Source organism: Plantibacter sp. CFBP 13570 (assembly GCF_014841395.1).
GTDB classification, from domain to species: domain Bacteria; phylum Actinomycetota; class Actinomycetes; order Actinomycetales; family Microbacteriaceae; genus Plantibacter; species Plantibacter auratus.
The window spans coordinates 36,194-49,430 of the sequence record NZ_JACYTW010000026.1 but is presented as its reverse complement, the minus strand read 5'-3'; the positions used below and the strand labels follow the sequence as shown (position 1 = coordinate 49,430).

The 13,237-nt window shown below is 68.3% G+C and carries 16 protein-coding genes; all 16 read left to right on the top strand.

Features of this window, described 5'->3' with window-relative positions:
- The first annotated feature begins 251 nt into the window (after positions 1 to 251).
- The 16 genes from IFT89_RS10715 (at position 252) to fae (ending at position 13,235) form a co-directional block, all read left to right on the top strand.
- Positions 252 to 1,520, top strand: coding sequence for an ABC transporter substrate-binding protein (locus tag IFT89_RS10715; protein WP_202938921.1), 1,269 nt, complete (start codon positions 252 to 254; stop codon positions 1,518 to 1,520).
- Between the two features lie 96 nt (positions 1,521 to 1,616).
- Positions 1,617 to 2,525 carry a carbohydrate ABC transporter permease gene (locus IFT89_RS10710; protein ID WP_124768540.1) on the top strand — a complete coding sequence of 303 codons (909 nt, stop codon included), beginning with the start codon at positions 1,617 to 1,619 and terminating at the stop codon, positions 2,523 to 2,525.
- A complete protein-coding gene (locus IFT89_RS10705; RefSeq protein ID WP_202938920.1) occupies positions 2,525 to 3,487 on the top strand; it encodes a carbohydrate ABC transporter permease in 963 nt (320 codons plus the stop codon). Before IFT89_RS10710 ends, IFT89_RS10705 begins: the two co-directional genes overlap by 1 nt.
- Positions 3,484 to 4,185, top strand: a complete 702-nt coding sequence (locus IFT89_RS10700; RefSeq protein ID WP_137242438.1) for a hypothetical protein — start codon at positions 3,484 to 3,486, stop codon at positions 4,183 to 4,185. Before IFT89_RS10705 ends, IFT89_RS10700 begins: the two co-directional genes overlap by 4 nt.
- 49 nt (positions 4,186 to 4,234) lie before the next feature.
- The gene (locus IFT89_RS10695; RefSeq protein WP_202938919.1) at positions 4,235 to 5,113 is read left to right on the top strand and encodes a CPBP family intramembrane glutamic endopeptidase; all 879 of its coding nucleotides are present in this window, start codon (positions 4,235 to 4,237) and stop codon (positions 5,111 to 5,113) included.
- Positions 5,114 to 5,156: 43 nt separating this feature from the next.
- On the top strand, positions 5,157 to 5,816 hold the full coding sequence (locus IFT89_RS10690; RefSeq protein WP_202938918.1) for an IMPACT family protein: 660 nt from the start codon (positions 5,157 to 5,159) through the stop codon (positions 5,814 to 5,816).
- A gap of 85 nt (positions 5,817 to 5,901) precedes the next feature.
- Entirely contained in the window at positions 5,902 to 6,513 is a 612-nt protein-coding gene (locus IFT89_RS10685) for a DUF1349 domain-containing protein (protein ID WP_192004425.1), read from the top strand.
- Between the two features lie 113 nt (positions 6,514 to 6,626).
- On the top strand, positions 6,627 to 7,004 hold the full coding sequence (locus IFT89_RS10680) for a PadR family transcriptional regulator (RefSeq protein ID WP_159877445.1): 378 nt from the start codon (positions 6,627 to 6,629) through the stop codon (positions 7,002 to 7,004).
- On the top strand, positions 7,001 to 7,762 hold the full coding sequence (locus IFT89_RS10675; RefSeq protein WP_202938917.1) for a hypothetical protein: 762 nt from the start codon (positions 7,001 to 7,003) through the stop codon (positions 7,760 to 7,762). The genes IFT89_RS10680 and IFT89_RS10675 overlap by 4 nt, the downstream gene beginning before the upstream one ends.
- Positions 7,759 to 8,403 carry a hypothetical protein gene (locus tag IFT89_RS10670; protein ID WP_202938916.1) on the top strand — a complete coding sequence of 215 codons (645 nt, stop codon included), beginning with the start codon at positions 7,759 to 7,761 and terminating at the stop codon, positions 8,401 to 8,403. The genes IFT89_RS10675 and IFT89_RS10670 overlap by 4 nt, the downstream gene beginning before the upstream one ends.
- 51 nt (positions 8,404 to 8,454) lie before the next feature.
- A complete protein-coding gene (locus tag IFT89_RS10665; protein WP_202938915.1) occupies positions 8,455 to 9,048 on the top strand; it encodes a short chain dehydrogenase in 594 nt (197 codons plus the stop codon).
- A gap of 209 nt (positions 9,049 to 9,257) precedes the next feature.
- Positions 9,258 to 9,923: an ABC transporter permease gene (locus IFT89_RS10660; RefSeq protein WP_307783495.1), complete on the top strand. Its 666-nt coding sequence runs from the start codon at positions 9,258 to 9,260 to the stop codon at positions 9,921 to 9,923.
- Positions 9,916 to 10,941: an ABC transporter ATP-binding protein gene (locus IFT89_RS10655; protein WP_307783494.1), complete on the top strand. Its 1,026-nt coding sequence runs from the start codon at positions 9,916 to 9,918 to the stop codon at positions 10,939 to 10,941. Before IFT89_RS10660 ends, IFT89_RS10655 begins: the two co-directional genes overlap by 8 nt.
- A gap of 1 nt (position 10,942) precedes the next feature.
- The gene (locus tag IFT89_RS10650) at positions 10,943 to 11,725 is read left to right on the top strand and encodes an ABC transporter permease (protein ID WP_202938913.1); all 783 of its coding nucleotides are present in this window, start codon (positions 10,943 to 10,945) and stop codon (positions 11,723 to 11,725) included.
- A gap of 56 nt (positions 11,726 to 11,781) precedes the next feature.
- Positions 11,782 to 12,717 carry a glycine betaine ABC transporter substrate-binding protein gene (locus IFT89_RS10645; protein WP_202938912.1) on the top strand — a complete coding sequence of 312 codons (936 nt, stop codon included), beginning with the start codon at positions 11,782 to 11,784 and terminating at the stop codon, positions 12,715 to 12,717.
- Positions 12,717 to 13,235, top strand: coding sequence for a formaldehyde-activating enzyme (gene fae, locus IFT89_RS10640; protein WP_202938911.1), 519 nt, complete (start codon positions 12,717 to 12,719; stop codon positions 13,233 to 13,235). The genes IFT89_RS10645 and fae overlap by 1 nt, the downstream gene beginning before the upstream one ends.
- The last annotated feature ends 2 nt before the right edge of the window (positions 13,236 to 13,237 follow it).

The window sequence follows — 13,237 nt, the reverse complement described above, 5'->3', positions numbered from 1 at the left end:
TGGCACGCGTTCGCGCTCCTCCTGGACGGCGCCACGCAGCCGGGCGTCGTCGCCCCGGCGATGGCGGGCGTCGCCGGGTCCACCGCCCGCACCATCACCTGGCCGGACGGCGCGACGACGTCGCTCGACCTGCCCGCGTCGCACTGACGCGCACCGACCTCTCCACCCCGCAGCATCCCCGTCCCACCAGCACCGCCACCAGCACCGCCATCACCACCGACAGCACCACTACTCACCGAGGAGCATCCGCAATGAAGCGACCCATCCTGACCATCTCCGCGATCGCCGCAGCAGCCGGCCTCGCCCTCACCGGCTGCTCAGGTGCCGGCTCCGCCCAGCAGGACGAGGACGGCCCCGTCACGCTCAGCGTCTCGGTCTGGAACTACGACCAGACGCCCGAGTTCAAGGCGCTCTTCGACGCCTTCGAGGCCGAGCACCCCGACATCACGATCGAGCCCGTCGACATCCTCGCCGACGACTACTCCGACAAGGTCACGACGATGCTCGCGGGCGGCGACAAGACCGACGTCCTCACCATGAAGAACGTGACCGATTACGCGCGCTACGCGAACCGTGGCCAGCTCGTCGACGTGGGCGACGTCGTCGACGACATCGGCGCGGACAAGCTCGCCGGGATCGAGCCGTTCGCCCTCGACGACACCTACTACGCGGCGCCGTACCGCCAGGACTTCTGGCTGCTGTACTACAACAAGGCCATCTTCGACGCGGCCGGCATCGAGCACCCCGACAACCTCACCTGGGACGAGTACGCGGACATCGCGGCGAAGCTCACCTCGGGCGACGGCGACTCCAAGGTCTACGGCACGTACAACCACTATTGGCGCTCCGTCGTCCAGTCGATCGCCGCAGCACAGACCGGCGGCGACCTGATCAGCGGCGACTACGGCTTCATGCAAGACCAGTACGACCTCACCCTCGACCTGCAGGACAAGGGCTACGCGCTCGACTACGGCACGGCCAAGACCCAGCAGATCAGCTACCGAACCATGTTCGAGACCGGCAAGGCCGCGATGATGCCGATGGGCACCTGGTACATCGCGGGCATCGCGCAGTCGATCGAGAGCGGCGCGACCGACGTCGACTGGGGTGTCGCGCAGATGCCGCAGCTCAAGGCCGGTGAGGAGACGGTGACGTTCGGTTCGCCGACCGCGTTCGCCGTCAACAAGAACTCCACGCACCAGGCCGCCGCGAAGACCTTCCTCGAGTTCGCCGCGAGTGAGGCCGGCGCGAAGGCCATCGCCGCGATCGGTGTCGTCCCCGCGTACCAGTCCGACGACGTCACCGCGGCGTTCACGGCCCTCCCGACCGACGACCTCTCGGCCAAGGCGTTCCAGGAGCCGAAGGACGTCGTCCTCGAGATGCCCGTGAGCGAGTACTCCTCCGACGTCAGCTCGATCCTCGACGAGGAGCACGACCTCATCATGGTCGGCGAGTCGGACGTCGACGACGCCATCACGAAGATGCAGGACCGCGTCAAGAACGACGTCCTCGTCGACTAGTCGCGATCGCGGGGCCGGCACGCTCGGCCCCGCGATCCCCGCGTCCGCCCGGCGCGTCCCCACCGACCCCGCACCACCGTCCTCGAAAGGCTCGTCATGGCGATCGCAGCCCCACCGCAACGCACCCGCTCCAGCAGTCGCGTCCGCAGGAATGCGCTCGTCGGCTGGAGCTTCATCCTGCCGAACTTCATCGGCTTCGCCCTCCTGACCCTCATCCCGATGTGCGCGGCGTTCGTCATCGCCTTCATGAAGTGGGACTCGTACTCACCGCCCGAGTGGGTCGGGTTCGCGAACTTCGCCCGCATGATGCGTGACGAGTCCTTCTGGATCGCACTCGGCAACACCGCCTATTACGCGGCCGGCCACATCCCGCTCACGATCCTCGCGTCGCTCGGCCTGGCACTGCTCCTCAACCGCAAGCTGCGCGGCCTCGGCTTCTTCCGCACCGCGATGTTCTTCCCGTACATCACCTCGCTCGTCGCCGTCGCCGTCGTGTGGAACATGCTCTTCAACCCCACCGCCGGCCCGATCAACCAGTTCCTCGAGCTCATCGGTGTCGCGGACCCGCCCGGCTGGACGACGAGCTCCGCGTGGGCGATGCCGGCCGTGATCATCACGAGCGTGTGGCGCGACATGGGCTACTACATGGTGCTCTACCTCGCGGGGCTCCAGGCGATCCCGCAGGAGTACTACGAGGCCGCCGAGGTCGACGGTGCGAACGCCTGGCAGCGGTTCTGGAACATCACGATCCCGTCGCTGCGTCCGACGACGTTCTTCGTCCTCATCATGGTGACGATCGCGAGCTTCAAGGTGTTCGACCTCATCGTCGTCATGACGGGAGGCGGCCCAGGCCGGTCCACGCTCGTCCTCTCGCAGCTCATCTACCGCGAGGGCATCACCGAGAACCGCTTCGGATACTCCTCGGCGATCTCGCTCGTGCTGTTCGTCATCGTGCTCGTCTTCACCGTCGTCCAGTTCAAGCTGCAGCAGAGGAAGGAACGCTGATGTCGACCAGTGCCACCACGCGTGCCTCGTCCACGGTCCCGTCGTCGGCGGAGGTCGCGATCGCCGAGGTCACCGACGCCATCACCCCGCCCGTGCTGCCCGGTGCTGGAGGCAAGCGCACCCGGGTGCGCCGCCACGGTCCGATCTCGCCGCTGCGCCGCGTGCTCATCTACATCATGCTTGCGGCACTGACGGCGATCATCTTCGTCCCGTTCTTCTGGATGGTCTCGTCGTCGCTCAAGCAGAACAACGAGGTGTTCTCGATCCCCGTCCAGTGGATCCCCACCGAGTTCGTCTGGCAGAACTACGTCGACATCTGGACCCGCATCCCGATGCTGACCTACCTCAAGAACTCGCTGTTCCTATCGGTCACCATCACGATCCTGCAGGTGCTCACCGGGAGCTTCGCCGCCTACGGCTTCTCGAAGATGCACTTCAAGGGACGTGACGTCCTGTTCGTGGCCTACATCGCGACGATCGCGGTGCCGTGGCAGGCCTACATGATCCCGCAGTACATCATGATGCAGAACGCCGGCCTCGTGAACACGCACCTCTCGATCATCCTGCTGCAGGCGTTCGGCGCCTTCGGGGTGTTCCTCATGCGGCAGTACTACCTGACCATCCCCGACGAACTGAGCGAGGCCGCCCGCATCGACGGCCTCAACGAGTACGCGATCTGGTGGCGGATCATCCTGCCGCTCACCAAGCCGGCGCTCGCGAGTCTCGCGCTGCTGACCTTCGTCTCCACCTGGAACGACTACATGGGTCCGTTCATCTATCTGACGAGCAACGACCTCTGGACCGTGCAGCTCGGTCTGCGCTCCTTCGTCGGGCAGTACGACGCCGAGTACGCGCTCATCATGGCCGGGTCCGTCGTCTCCGTCATCCCTATCGTGCTGATCTTCCTCCTCGGCCAGCGCTACTTCATCCAGGGCATCGCGACGAGCGGGATGAAGGGATGACCGCGGTGACCGAGCGGCGGGCGGACAGCCGTGCCGGCGGCGTGCGCGGACTGCTGCAGCCGCGCCGGGAGACCTTCGAGTCGGTGTTCGGCGTCGTGTACCGATCCCTCATGGTGGGCGTCGGCGTCGGGGTCGGCGCGCTCCCGCTGGCGGCCGCGATCGTCCTCGTCGCCGAGCCGCTCGCGAGCTGGCCGTTCCTGCTGCTGTGCTCGCTCCCGCTCGGCCCCGCCTTCGCCGCCGGTTGCTGGTCGTTCCAGCGGTCGCGCGACGCCGCCGATGCGGGGCCACTGCGGGAGGTCGGGATCGGCCTGCTGCGGACGTGGCGACCGGCGCTCGCCGTGTGGTCGCTCGTGTGCGCGCTCACCTTCGTCGTCGTGATCGACATCGTCGCCGTGTGGGGGACGCCGTTCGCGATGCTGCTCGGGCCGCTGCTCGTCGTCGTGCTGCTGCTCGCGGTCGTCGCAACCTTCGGCGTGTTCGCCGGGCTGGCGGCCGCTCCGGGCCTGCGGTTCCGGGCACAGCTGCTCGGCGGGCTCGTCCGGACCGTCCGTCGGCCAGGCACCTCGCTGCTCTCGCTTGTCCTCCTGGCCGCCTGGGCGGTCATCGTCCTCGCTCAACCGGTGCTCGGGCTCCTCGCCCTCGGCGGTTTCGTCCTCTACGCGGTCTGGAGCAACGCCGCGGCGGCGCTCGCCGACTGACCTCCCGGATTGTCCGACGCTCGGGCCCGTTGAGTGGTTGGATCGACGCATGGGCGAGCACAGAGGTCACGGGCACAGAGGTCAGCGGACACTCACCACCAACGGATGGCACGACTTCTGGGCGAAGGGCGGTATCGGCCGGGCATTCCTGCTGGCCATCGTCTACCTCGCCCTCTACCTCGGGGCCGGCTGGGTCGTCGGGCAGCTCTTCAAATCGCAGATCGGCGAGGACCTCTTCGCGACCCCGCAGAGCGTGTTCTTCGGGCTCATGCTGCCGCTCATCATCGGCTCCGTCCTTCTGGCCGGCTTCGTGCTCTCGGTCGGCTGGTTCCGGGAGCTCTTCGCGAAGCAGCCGATCCGGGGACGCTGGTGGATGTGGGCTGCTCCGATCGTGATCCTCGCCGCGGTCGTCCTGCGGTTGCTCGGCATCGACTACGGGAGCTACGAGGGTTCCGTGGTCGTGGTCGCGATGCTGTCCGGCGTGTTCATCGGGTTCGCCGAGGAGATCCTGACCCGCGGTCTGGTCGTGAAGATGCTGCGCGACGCCGGAAGTTCGGAGTGGATCGTGATGGTGATCTCCTCGCTGGTCTTCGCGCTGCTGCACGCGTCCAACCTCCTGTCGGGTCAACCGGTCACGACCGTGCTCGTGACCGTCGTCTACACCTTCGGATTCGGCGTGTGCATGTACCTGACGCTCCGGGTGACCGGCAACCTCATCTGGCCGATCCTGATCCACGGACTCTACGACCCGACGCTCTTCCTCTCGACCGGTGGGATCGACCACGCGGGAGCGGCCGCCGGTCAGAGCGTGTTCCTGGCGATCGCCGGTCCGGCCAACCTGCTCATCATGCTCGTGGCCGTGATCGGCTTGATCTTCGTCCGTGGGCACGTGCAGGCCCACCCGGCCGACGACGTGCTGCGTCCGTAGCCGGCCGGCCCCTCCAGCGCAGTGGCCGAGTACGCTCGGACGGATGACCACCGCGCGGCAGTACCCGGCGACGATCGCTGCGCCGGTCGAGCACGAACTCGTGATCAAGAAGTCGCGCTTCCTCGGCCTCGCTCACCCGGTCGCGTCGCCGGAGGACGCCGAAGCGGTCATCGCGCGGGTGAAGAAGCAGGCGTGGGACGCACGACACCACTGCGTCGCGATGGTCACCGGGCTGCTCGGCGACCAGGCCCGCTCGTCCGACGACGGTGAACCGTCCGGCACGGCGGGGATGCCGATCCTCGAGGTCATCCGGCGGCGCGAGCTGACCGACGTGGTCGTCGTCGTCACGCGGTATTTCGGCGGCGTCAAGCTCGGGGCGGGCGGGCTCGTCCGTGCGTACTCGTCCGCGGCCTCCGAGACGCTCGACCTCGCCGCGCTCGTGCGCCGTGAGACGCTGACCCGCGCGACCCTCGTCGTCCCGCACGCCGACGCCGGGCGGTACGACAACCTGCTGCGCGATTGGGCCGGTAGCCACGGCGCGACGCTCGGCGATCAGACCTACGGGGCGCAGGCGGAGCTGGAACTGTGGGTCCCGCCGGCGGAGCTGGAGCGGCTCCAGGCGGACGTCGCGTCGGCCTCCAACGGTTCGCTCGCCGTAGCCGTCGGGGAGGAACGCGTCGTCGACGTCCCGGCGCCTCGCTGAGCTGCCCGGATCTGCACGGAGTCGGCCGGATGCCGAGCAGATCCGGGCGACTCAGGGGAACGTGCGGTCCCGATAGGGTCGGACCATGCACACCGACGTGACCCGCATCGACGGGCTTCCCGACCTAGCCTGGACCTCGACCCCCGGAATCGCATCGTTCGACGCCGATGCCGGAGCGCTCACCCTCACCTCCGCCGCCGGCGTCGACTGGAGCAACAGCTCGCTCGGTGGGCCGCGTGAGTTGCGTGCCACGGCGCTCGCCTTCGACGCACCCGACCACTTCACGCTCTCGGCACGGGTCGCGGTCGTGGGCGAGCGCAGTACTTTCGACGCCGGTGCCCTCGCACTCTGGATCGACGACGAGCACTGGGCCAAGCTCTGCTTCGAGCAGTCGCCGCAGGGGCAGGCGATGGTGGTGAGCGTCGTGACGAACACCTGGTCGGACGACGTGAACTCGACGCACGTCACGGCCGACCACGTGTGGATGCGTGTCAGCCGTCTCGGTGAGGCCTGGGCGTTCCACAGCTCGACCGACGGTGTCACGTGGGACTTCGTCCGGGTCTTCCGTCTGCACAGCGACGCCCCGGTGCGCGTCGGGTTCCTCTCGCAGGCGCCGCTCGGTCCGCCCTGCGAGGCGCGGTTCGACGAGATCGCGTTCGGTGCAACACCCCCGACGGACCTCCGCGACGGGAGCTGACCCCCGCTGAGTCGCCTGGAATTGCACGGAAACCGGCGGTACGTGTGCAGTTTTGGGCAATTCAGCGCGAGGGCAGCTTGACGTATCGGAACCTATCTTCCTATAGTGGCTCCATGGCACGCAGACGACCCGGCACGCTCTTCCCGCTCGAGCTCGACATCCTCGACGTCGGCACCGTCTTGCAGTCGACCGAGGGGAGCTTCTACGGGTTCGCCCTCGCCAAGCAGCTCGCCGAAGCCGGGGACGCCGCCCTCACCGCCCACGGCACGCTCTACAAGGCCTTGTCGCGGATGGCCGACGCCGGCCTGATCGAGGCGACCTGGGAGGACCCGGAGGTCGCGGAGGCGGAGGGTCGCCCCCGTCGGCGGCTGTACCGGATCACCGGTGAAGGCGCGACGGCCCGGGATCGGGAGCACGCGAGGATCGCCGGAGAGCAGGCCGCCGCGGCGAGGCCGGCGGGTGCGGCATGGACGCAGGGGGCGATCGCGTGACCGCCATCCGGACGCCGGAGTACCGCACAGCCGCCCACCGGGTCCTGAACTGGTGCGGGTGGTACACCCGCGACCTCTCGCCCGATGTCGCCGGGGAGCGCCGCGACGAGATCGCGTCCGACCTGCACGAGCACGCCGTCTGGGCCCAGGAGGCGGGCGTCACGCCGCAACGGCTCCGGCGTGACATCATGCTGCGGGCCATCCGTGGGATCCCGCACGACCTCTCGTGGCGCTCCGGGCAGTTGCGCGCGGGCCACGGCGTCGATCCGATGCCGCTCGGCATGCGGCGGGCCGGCGACGTCCTCGCAGCCCTCGTGGTCACGGGCGGCGCCCTGGTCACCGGAGCGGCACTGTTCCTCCTCGTCCGCATCCTCCGTGCGCTCGTCATCGGCGACGTCGTCGAGGTGCCGGCGGGCGCGCTCGGTGTGGCGGTCGCCGCGGTCCTGGGCGTCGTGGGGCTCGTGCTGTCGCTGCGGCGACGCAGTCGATGGCTCGGCGCGGGGCTCCTTGCGCCCGCAGCGGTCCTCATCGGCGTGCTCGCGGGCGACATCATGTACCGCGTCAGCGCGACCGGCGTGCTCATCGTGTCCCGTCTGAGTTCGCACGGAGCCGGTGTCGAACCGTGGTGGGTGATGAGTGTGGCGATCGGAGTGGGTGCTGCACTCGGGTTCATCGGAGCCGCCGTGTGGTGGTGGCCGGGGGGCCGTCGAACGGCGGAACGGGACGCAGCGGCGTCGATGCAGGGGGAGACGGTATGAGCGGGAACGAGATCCACGACGGGCCAGAGGCGGCGCAGGAGGTGGCACCCGTCCGCCGGAGTCCCGGAACGCTCCGTCGACGGATCGGGCTCGGCATCGCGATGAGCGGGGTGCTCGCGGTGGCGGCCGGCGGGGTGTTCATCGGGGTGTCGAACGCCCAGGCGGCCGCTGACGACGCGCGATCCCTCGAAGCGGTCGCCGAGGCCGCAGCGTCGCTCGACGAACTCCCGCCCGTCGAACCCGTGGTGCCCGCGGATCCCACTGCCACGCCGGACGCTGGCGAACCCGTCTCGCCGGCGTCCGGCGTCGACTACTCGCAGACGCCGGAGGGTTGGTACGACGCGACCACCGACCCGGCTTCGATCGTGCCCAGCACCGACTCGTACCTCAGTGACGGGATCTGGGAGGCACAGCAGCAGATCATCGCGAAGTGCATGGCTGATCAGGGGTTCTGGTACGCGTGGACGAACGACCGATCGAAGATCCTGGATGCACTCTTCGGCATGGTCATGAGCGAGACGACCGACGCCGCCTTCCTGGCCCGGTGGGGGACGAACCCCGACGATCAACCGTACGACTGGAAGCTCGCCGGCTGCCACGGCTACGCCGTCCACGTCACCGGGATGGACGACGCCCACTGACGCCGTCGATCGACGATGCCGCCGTCGGGAGCCGGTGCTAGCGTCGCCCGCATGAGAATGCTGTTGATCGGTGCGAGTGGACATGTCGGACGAGCGGCGCAGGACGCCCTCGCAGAGCGTCACGAGGTGATCGCGGTGTCGCGCTCGACGACGCCTGCCGTCGACACCACCGACGAGGCGTCGATCGAGGCGCTGTTCGCCGAGGTGGGCGAGGTCGACGCGGTCATCGTCGCCGTCGGATCGGTCCCGTTCAAGCCCGTCGAGGAGTTGACGCGCGACGACTACCGTGCGGCCTTCCTCGGCAAGGTGCTCAGCCAGCTCGACGTCGTGCGCATCGGGACCCCGTTCGTCCGCGACGGTGGCTCCTTCACGCTCACGACGGGCATCCTCGCCCGCGAGCCGATCGCGACGGGTGCTGCGGCCTCGATGGCCAACGGGGCGGTCGAGTCCTTCGTGATCGGTGCCGCCCCGGAACTCCCGCGCGGCATCCGCATCAACGCCGTCAGCCCCACGGTGCTGGCCGAGGCCACCGGCTACCACGACGCGTTCCCGGGCTTCCCTCCGGTCGCGTCCGACGTGGTCGGCCTGGCGTTCGTCCGTGCCGTCGAGGGGGTCGGCACCGGGCGGGTGCTCGCCCTCGACTGAGCCGTCCCGGCACTCCTGAGGGGAGGCATGTCGTCGTCCGGCCGTTCGCCAGGCGACGATCCGCCTCCGCTCAGTCGCGCGTACTCGACAAATTTGCCATATACACAATTGGCGTTGTGTAAATAGAAACTCGAACCATAGAGTTCCGGATGTCTGAACCGGCGCATGACGCACCGGATCCCCTCAACGATGAGTACGGAGGCATCTCGGTGACCACATTCGATCTCGATGGCCTGCTCCGCTTCTGGAGCAGACGCTGGGACGACATCCTCGAGCTCGTCGCCCAGCACCTCGCGGTCGTCGCCCTCTCGCTCATCATCGCGATGCTCGTCGGCATCGGCATCGGGCTCCTCGTCTGGAACAAGCCCGTCCCCCGCTCGGTGACGATCGCTGCGGCCGGCGTCGCCCTCACCATCCCGTCGCTCGCCCTGCTCGCGCTCATCACGCCGATCTTCGGCCTCGGCTGGACCCCCACCGTGATCTCGCTGGTCTTCTACTCGCTCCTCCCGATCGTGCGGAACACCGTCGTCGGTCTGCGCGAGGTGTCCCCGGCGATCATGGAGTCGGCGCGAGGAATGGGGATGAGCCCGACTCGGGTCCTCTTCACGATCCAGTTGCCGATCGCGTGGCCGATCATCCTCACCGGGGTCCGCGTGGCCGCGCAACTCACCATCGGCATCGCCGCGATCGCCGCCTATGTCGCGGGTCCCGGGCTCGGCCAGCTCATCTTCCAGGGATTGTCGTCGCTCGGCTCGAAGAACGCTCTGAACTTCGCGCTCACCGGGACCGTCGGCGTCATCATCCTCGCGCTCGTCGTCGACGGGCTCTTCGTCCTCATCACCCGCTACTCGACCTCGAGGGGGCTTCGTGTCTGAATCAACGGATACCGCCATCACCGCCATCGCCCGCAAGACCGACGGTGCGAGCATCGTGCTCGACCACGTCACGAAGGTCTACGCGGGCCAGGACGCTCCGGCCGTCGAGGAGTTCTCGATGACCGTGGATCCGGGCGAGCTCATCATGTTCGTCGGACCGTCCGGTTGTGGCAAGACCACCACGATGAAGATGGTGAACCGCATCATCGAGCCGACCTCCGGTTCGATCTCGATCGACGGCCGCGATGTGCTCTCGCTCGACCCGAACGAGCTCCGCCGGCACATCGGCTACGTCATCCAGCAGATCGGGCTGTTCCCGCACATGACGATCGCGGAGAACATCGGCGTCGTGCCGAAGCTGCTCGGGTGGACGAAACAGCGGACCGCCGAACGCATCGACGAACTCCTGCAGACCGTCCAACTCGACCCCGGTGTCTTCGCGAACCGCTACCCGAAACAGCTCTCCGGCGGTCAACAGCAGCGGGTCGGCGTCGCCCGGGCGCTCGCCGCAGACCCGCCGGTGATGCTGATGGACGAGCCGTTCGGTGCGACCGACCCGATCACGCGGGAGAAGCTGCAGGCCGAGTTCCTCCGACTCCAGGCGAGCATCGGCAAGTCGATCATCTTCGTGACGCACGACTTCGACGAGGCCATCAAGCTCGGCGACCGCATCGCGGTGCTGAGCGAACGAAGCCACATCGAACAGTTCGACACCCCGGCGAACATCCTCGCGGAGCCGGCCAACGCCTACGTCTCCTCCTTCATCGGCAAGGGCGCCGCGCTCAAGCGGCTCGCGCTCCTGCCCGTGGCGGATGCCGGACTGGGCGCTGCGAGCGGAGCCGGCCCGTTGACCGTGGACATCGGCGACAGCCTCCGCGATGCGCTCGACGCCCTCGTCCTGAACGGCTCGCCCGCGATCGATGTCGTCTCCGACGGCCGGGTCGTCGGCTCGCTCGACATGGAGCGCATCTCGCAAGCCCTCGGGGCCGAGCTGCCCTCGACGAGCGCCGGGGCGTGAGATGAGCATCGAATCCGCCACCATGGCGATCGCGACCGCTCGGCAACAGCCGGTCCGGGAACGCTTCTGGACGCTCAAGCGCTTCACCGTGCCGATCATCGTCGTGGTCGCGCTCGCCGCGCTCCTGATCTGGTTGTCCTCCATCCAGCTCGACTCCATCGAGGAGCGAACGCTCAACTGGACCTACATCACGCTCCGCGTCGGTGAGCACCTCAGCCTCACCGTCGTGGCCTCGGCTCTCGTCGCAGTGCTCGCGATCCCGACGGGCATCCTGCTCAGCCGGACACGCTCACGGGCACTGCGCGGCACCATTCTCGGCATCGCGAACGTGGGGCAGGCGACTCCCGCGGTCGGTGTCGTCATCCTCTTGGCCATCGTCTGGCAGACGGGCTACACCACGGCGCTCGTCGCCCTCGTGATCTATGCATTCCTCCCCGTGCTCCGCAACACCATGATCGGCCTGCAACAGGTCGACGCGAACGTGCGTGAGTCCGCGCGAGGCATGGGGATGACGCCGAACCAGGTCCTGTTGCGCATCGAGCTCCCGCTCGCACAGCCGGTGATCCTCGCGGGTCTCCGCACCTCGCTCGTGTTCTGCGTCGGCGTCGCCACCATCGCGACCTTCATCAACGCCGGCGGGCTCGGCGACATGATCGTCAACGGCCTGAAACTCCAGCGCTTCCCCGTTCTGATCGTCGGCGCCGTCCTCGTCGCCTGCATCGCCCTCCTCATCGACTGGATCGCCGGTCTCGCGGAGGACCTCCTCAAACCCAAGGGCATCTGATCCCGACCAACGCAGCACCCGACACCACAGCACATCCACCCACCAAGGAGCACGCAATGAAGCAACGCACCACCTTCTCGCTGATCGGTCTCGCGGCCATCGGGGCGCTCGCCCTGTCCGCCTGTTCCGGCGGCGGAGCGGCATCGGCCAGCAAGGGCGACGAACTCGACGGTCTGTCCGGCGACATCGGCGCCAAGGACTTCTCCGAGCAGTTCATCCTGGCCCATCTCACGAGCCAGCTGCTCAACGCCCACGGTGCCGACACCGAAGCGAACACCAAGCTCGTCGGTTCGGCGAACGTCCGGTCAGCCCTCGAGAACGACGAGTTCCTCGGGTACTGGGAGTACACCGGCACCTCGTGGATCACGTACAACGGCAACACCGCTCCGGTGCAGGGTGCCGAGGCGCAGTTCGACGCGACCAAGAAGGTCGACGCGGAGAAGGGCATCGCGTGGCTCGACCCCGCGCCGCTCAACAACACGTACGCCTTCGCGATCCGCTCCGACAAGGCCGAAGAGCTCGGCGTGAAGACGCTCAGCGACATCGCGAAGCTGCCGGTCGCCGAGCAGACGTTCTGCATCGAGAGCGAGTTCTCCACGCGCGACGACGGGTGGCCGGGTCTCAAGGCCGCCTACGGTCTCGACGTGCCGGACTCGAACGTCGCACTCCTCGACACCGGCGTCATCTACACGGCCACGCAGAAGGGCGACGACTGCAACTTCGGCGAGGTCTTCCAGACCGACGGCCGGATCAAGGCCCTCGACCTCACGGTGATGGAGGACGACAAGGAGTTCTTCCCCGTCTACCAGGGCGCGTTCACGCTCAAGCAGAAGACGCTCGACGAGTACCCGGAGATCGCCGAGGTCCTCGCGCCGCTGTCCGAGCTCCTCACGACCGAGGAGATGCAGAAGCTCAACGCGCTCGCCGACGTCGACGGTGAGGACCCCGAGGACATCGCCACGGACTGGCTCGAAGAGCAGGGACTCATCTGATGGGCGATGCGGGTCTCCAGATCGGAGAGAGCTTCATCGGCGAGGGTGCGAACGCCGCGCACATCAACACGGTGCTCGGCCACCGCGACGGTCCGGCCGGGACGGCGTGGGCCTCGGCGCTCGCCTCGCCGAGCCAGGGCCACGTCCCCTTCGTGGCGGTGCTGCGGCCGTCGCTCCCGGTGAAGCCGCTCACCCTGTTCGTCACGAAGGCCGCTCCGGCGTCCGACGAGCACGGTCTGCTGATCTGGGGGCCCGCGCAGGCGGGGGTCGCCGCCGGCGTCGCTGACGCGCTGGCCGACGGGGTCATCACCGCCGAGCAGGCCGACAGCCACGTCGTGATCGCGGCCGTGTGGGTGAACCCCTCGGCCGACGACGCCGATGCGGTCTACGAGCACAACCGGACGGCGACCCGCACGGCGCTCGGGAACGGTGTCGACCGCCTCCCCGCCACCGAGGACGTGCTCGCCGCGCGCGACGCACCGACCAACCCGTTCTACACCCCGACGCCGAGAGGCTGAAC

Coding starts and splice junctions, on each gene's coding strand:
- IFT89_RS10715 (WP_202938921.1), top strand. CDS start 252: ATGAAGCGACCCATCCTGACCATCTCCGCGATCGCCGCAGCAGCCGGC.
- IFT89_RS10710 (WP_124768540.1), top strand. CDS start 1,617: ATGGCGATCGCAGCCCCACCGCAACGCACCCGCTCCAGCAGTCGCGTC.
- IFT89_RS10705 (WP_202938920.1), top strand. CDS start 2,525: ATGTCGACCAGTGCCACCACGCGTGCCTCGTCCACGGTCCCGTCGTCG.
- IFT89_RS10700 (WP_137242438.1), top strand. CDS start 3,484: ATGACCGCGGTGACCGAGCGGCGGGCGGACAGCCGTGCCGGCGGCGTG.
- IFT89_RS10695 (WP_202938919.1), top strand. CDS start 4,235: ATGGGCGAGCACAGAGGTCACGGGCACAGAGGTCAGCGGACACTCACC.
- IFT89_RS10690 (WP_202938918.1), top strand. CDS start 5,157: ATGACCACCGCGCGGCAGTACCCGGCGACGATCGCTGCGCCGGTCGAG.
- IFT89_RS10685 (WP_192004425.1), top strand. CDS start 5,902: ATGCACACCGACGTGACCCGCATCGACGGGCTTCCCGACCTAGCCTGG.
- IFT89_RS10680 (WP_159877445.1), top strand. CDS start 6,627: ATGGCACGCAGACGACCCGGCACGCTCTTCCCGCTCGAGCTCGACATC.
- IFT89_RS10670 (WP_202938916.1), top strand. CDS start 7,759: ATGAGCGGGAACGAGATCCACGACGGGCCAGAGGCGGCGCAGGAGGTG.
- IFT89_RS10665 (WP_202938915.1), top strand. CDS start 8,455: ATGAGAATGCTGTTGATCGGTGCGAGTGGACATGTCGGACGAGCGGCG.
- IFT89_RS10650 (WP_202938913.1), top strand. CDS start 10,943: ATGAGCATCGAATCCGCCACCATGGCGATCGCGACCGCTCGGCAACAG.
- IFT89_RS10645 (WP_202938912.1), top strand. CDS start 11,782: ATGAAGCAACGCACCACCTTCTCGCTGATCGGTCTCGCGGCCATCGGG.
- fae (WP_202938911.1), top strand. CDS start 12,717: ATGGGCGATGCGGGTCTCCAGATCGGAGAGAGCTTCATCGGCGAGGGT.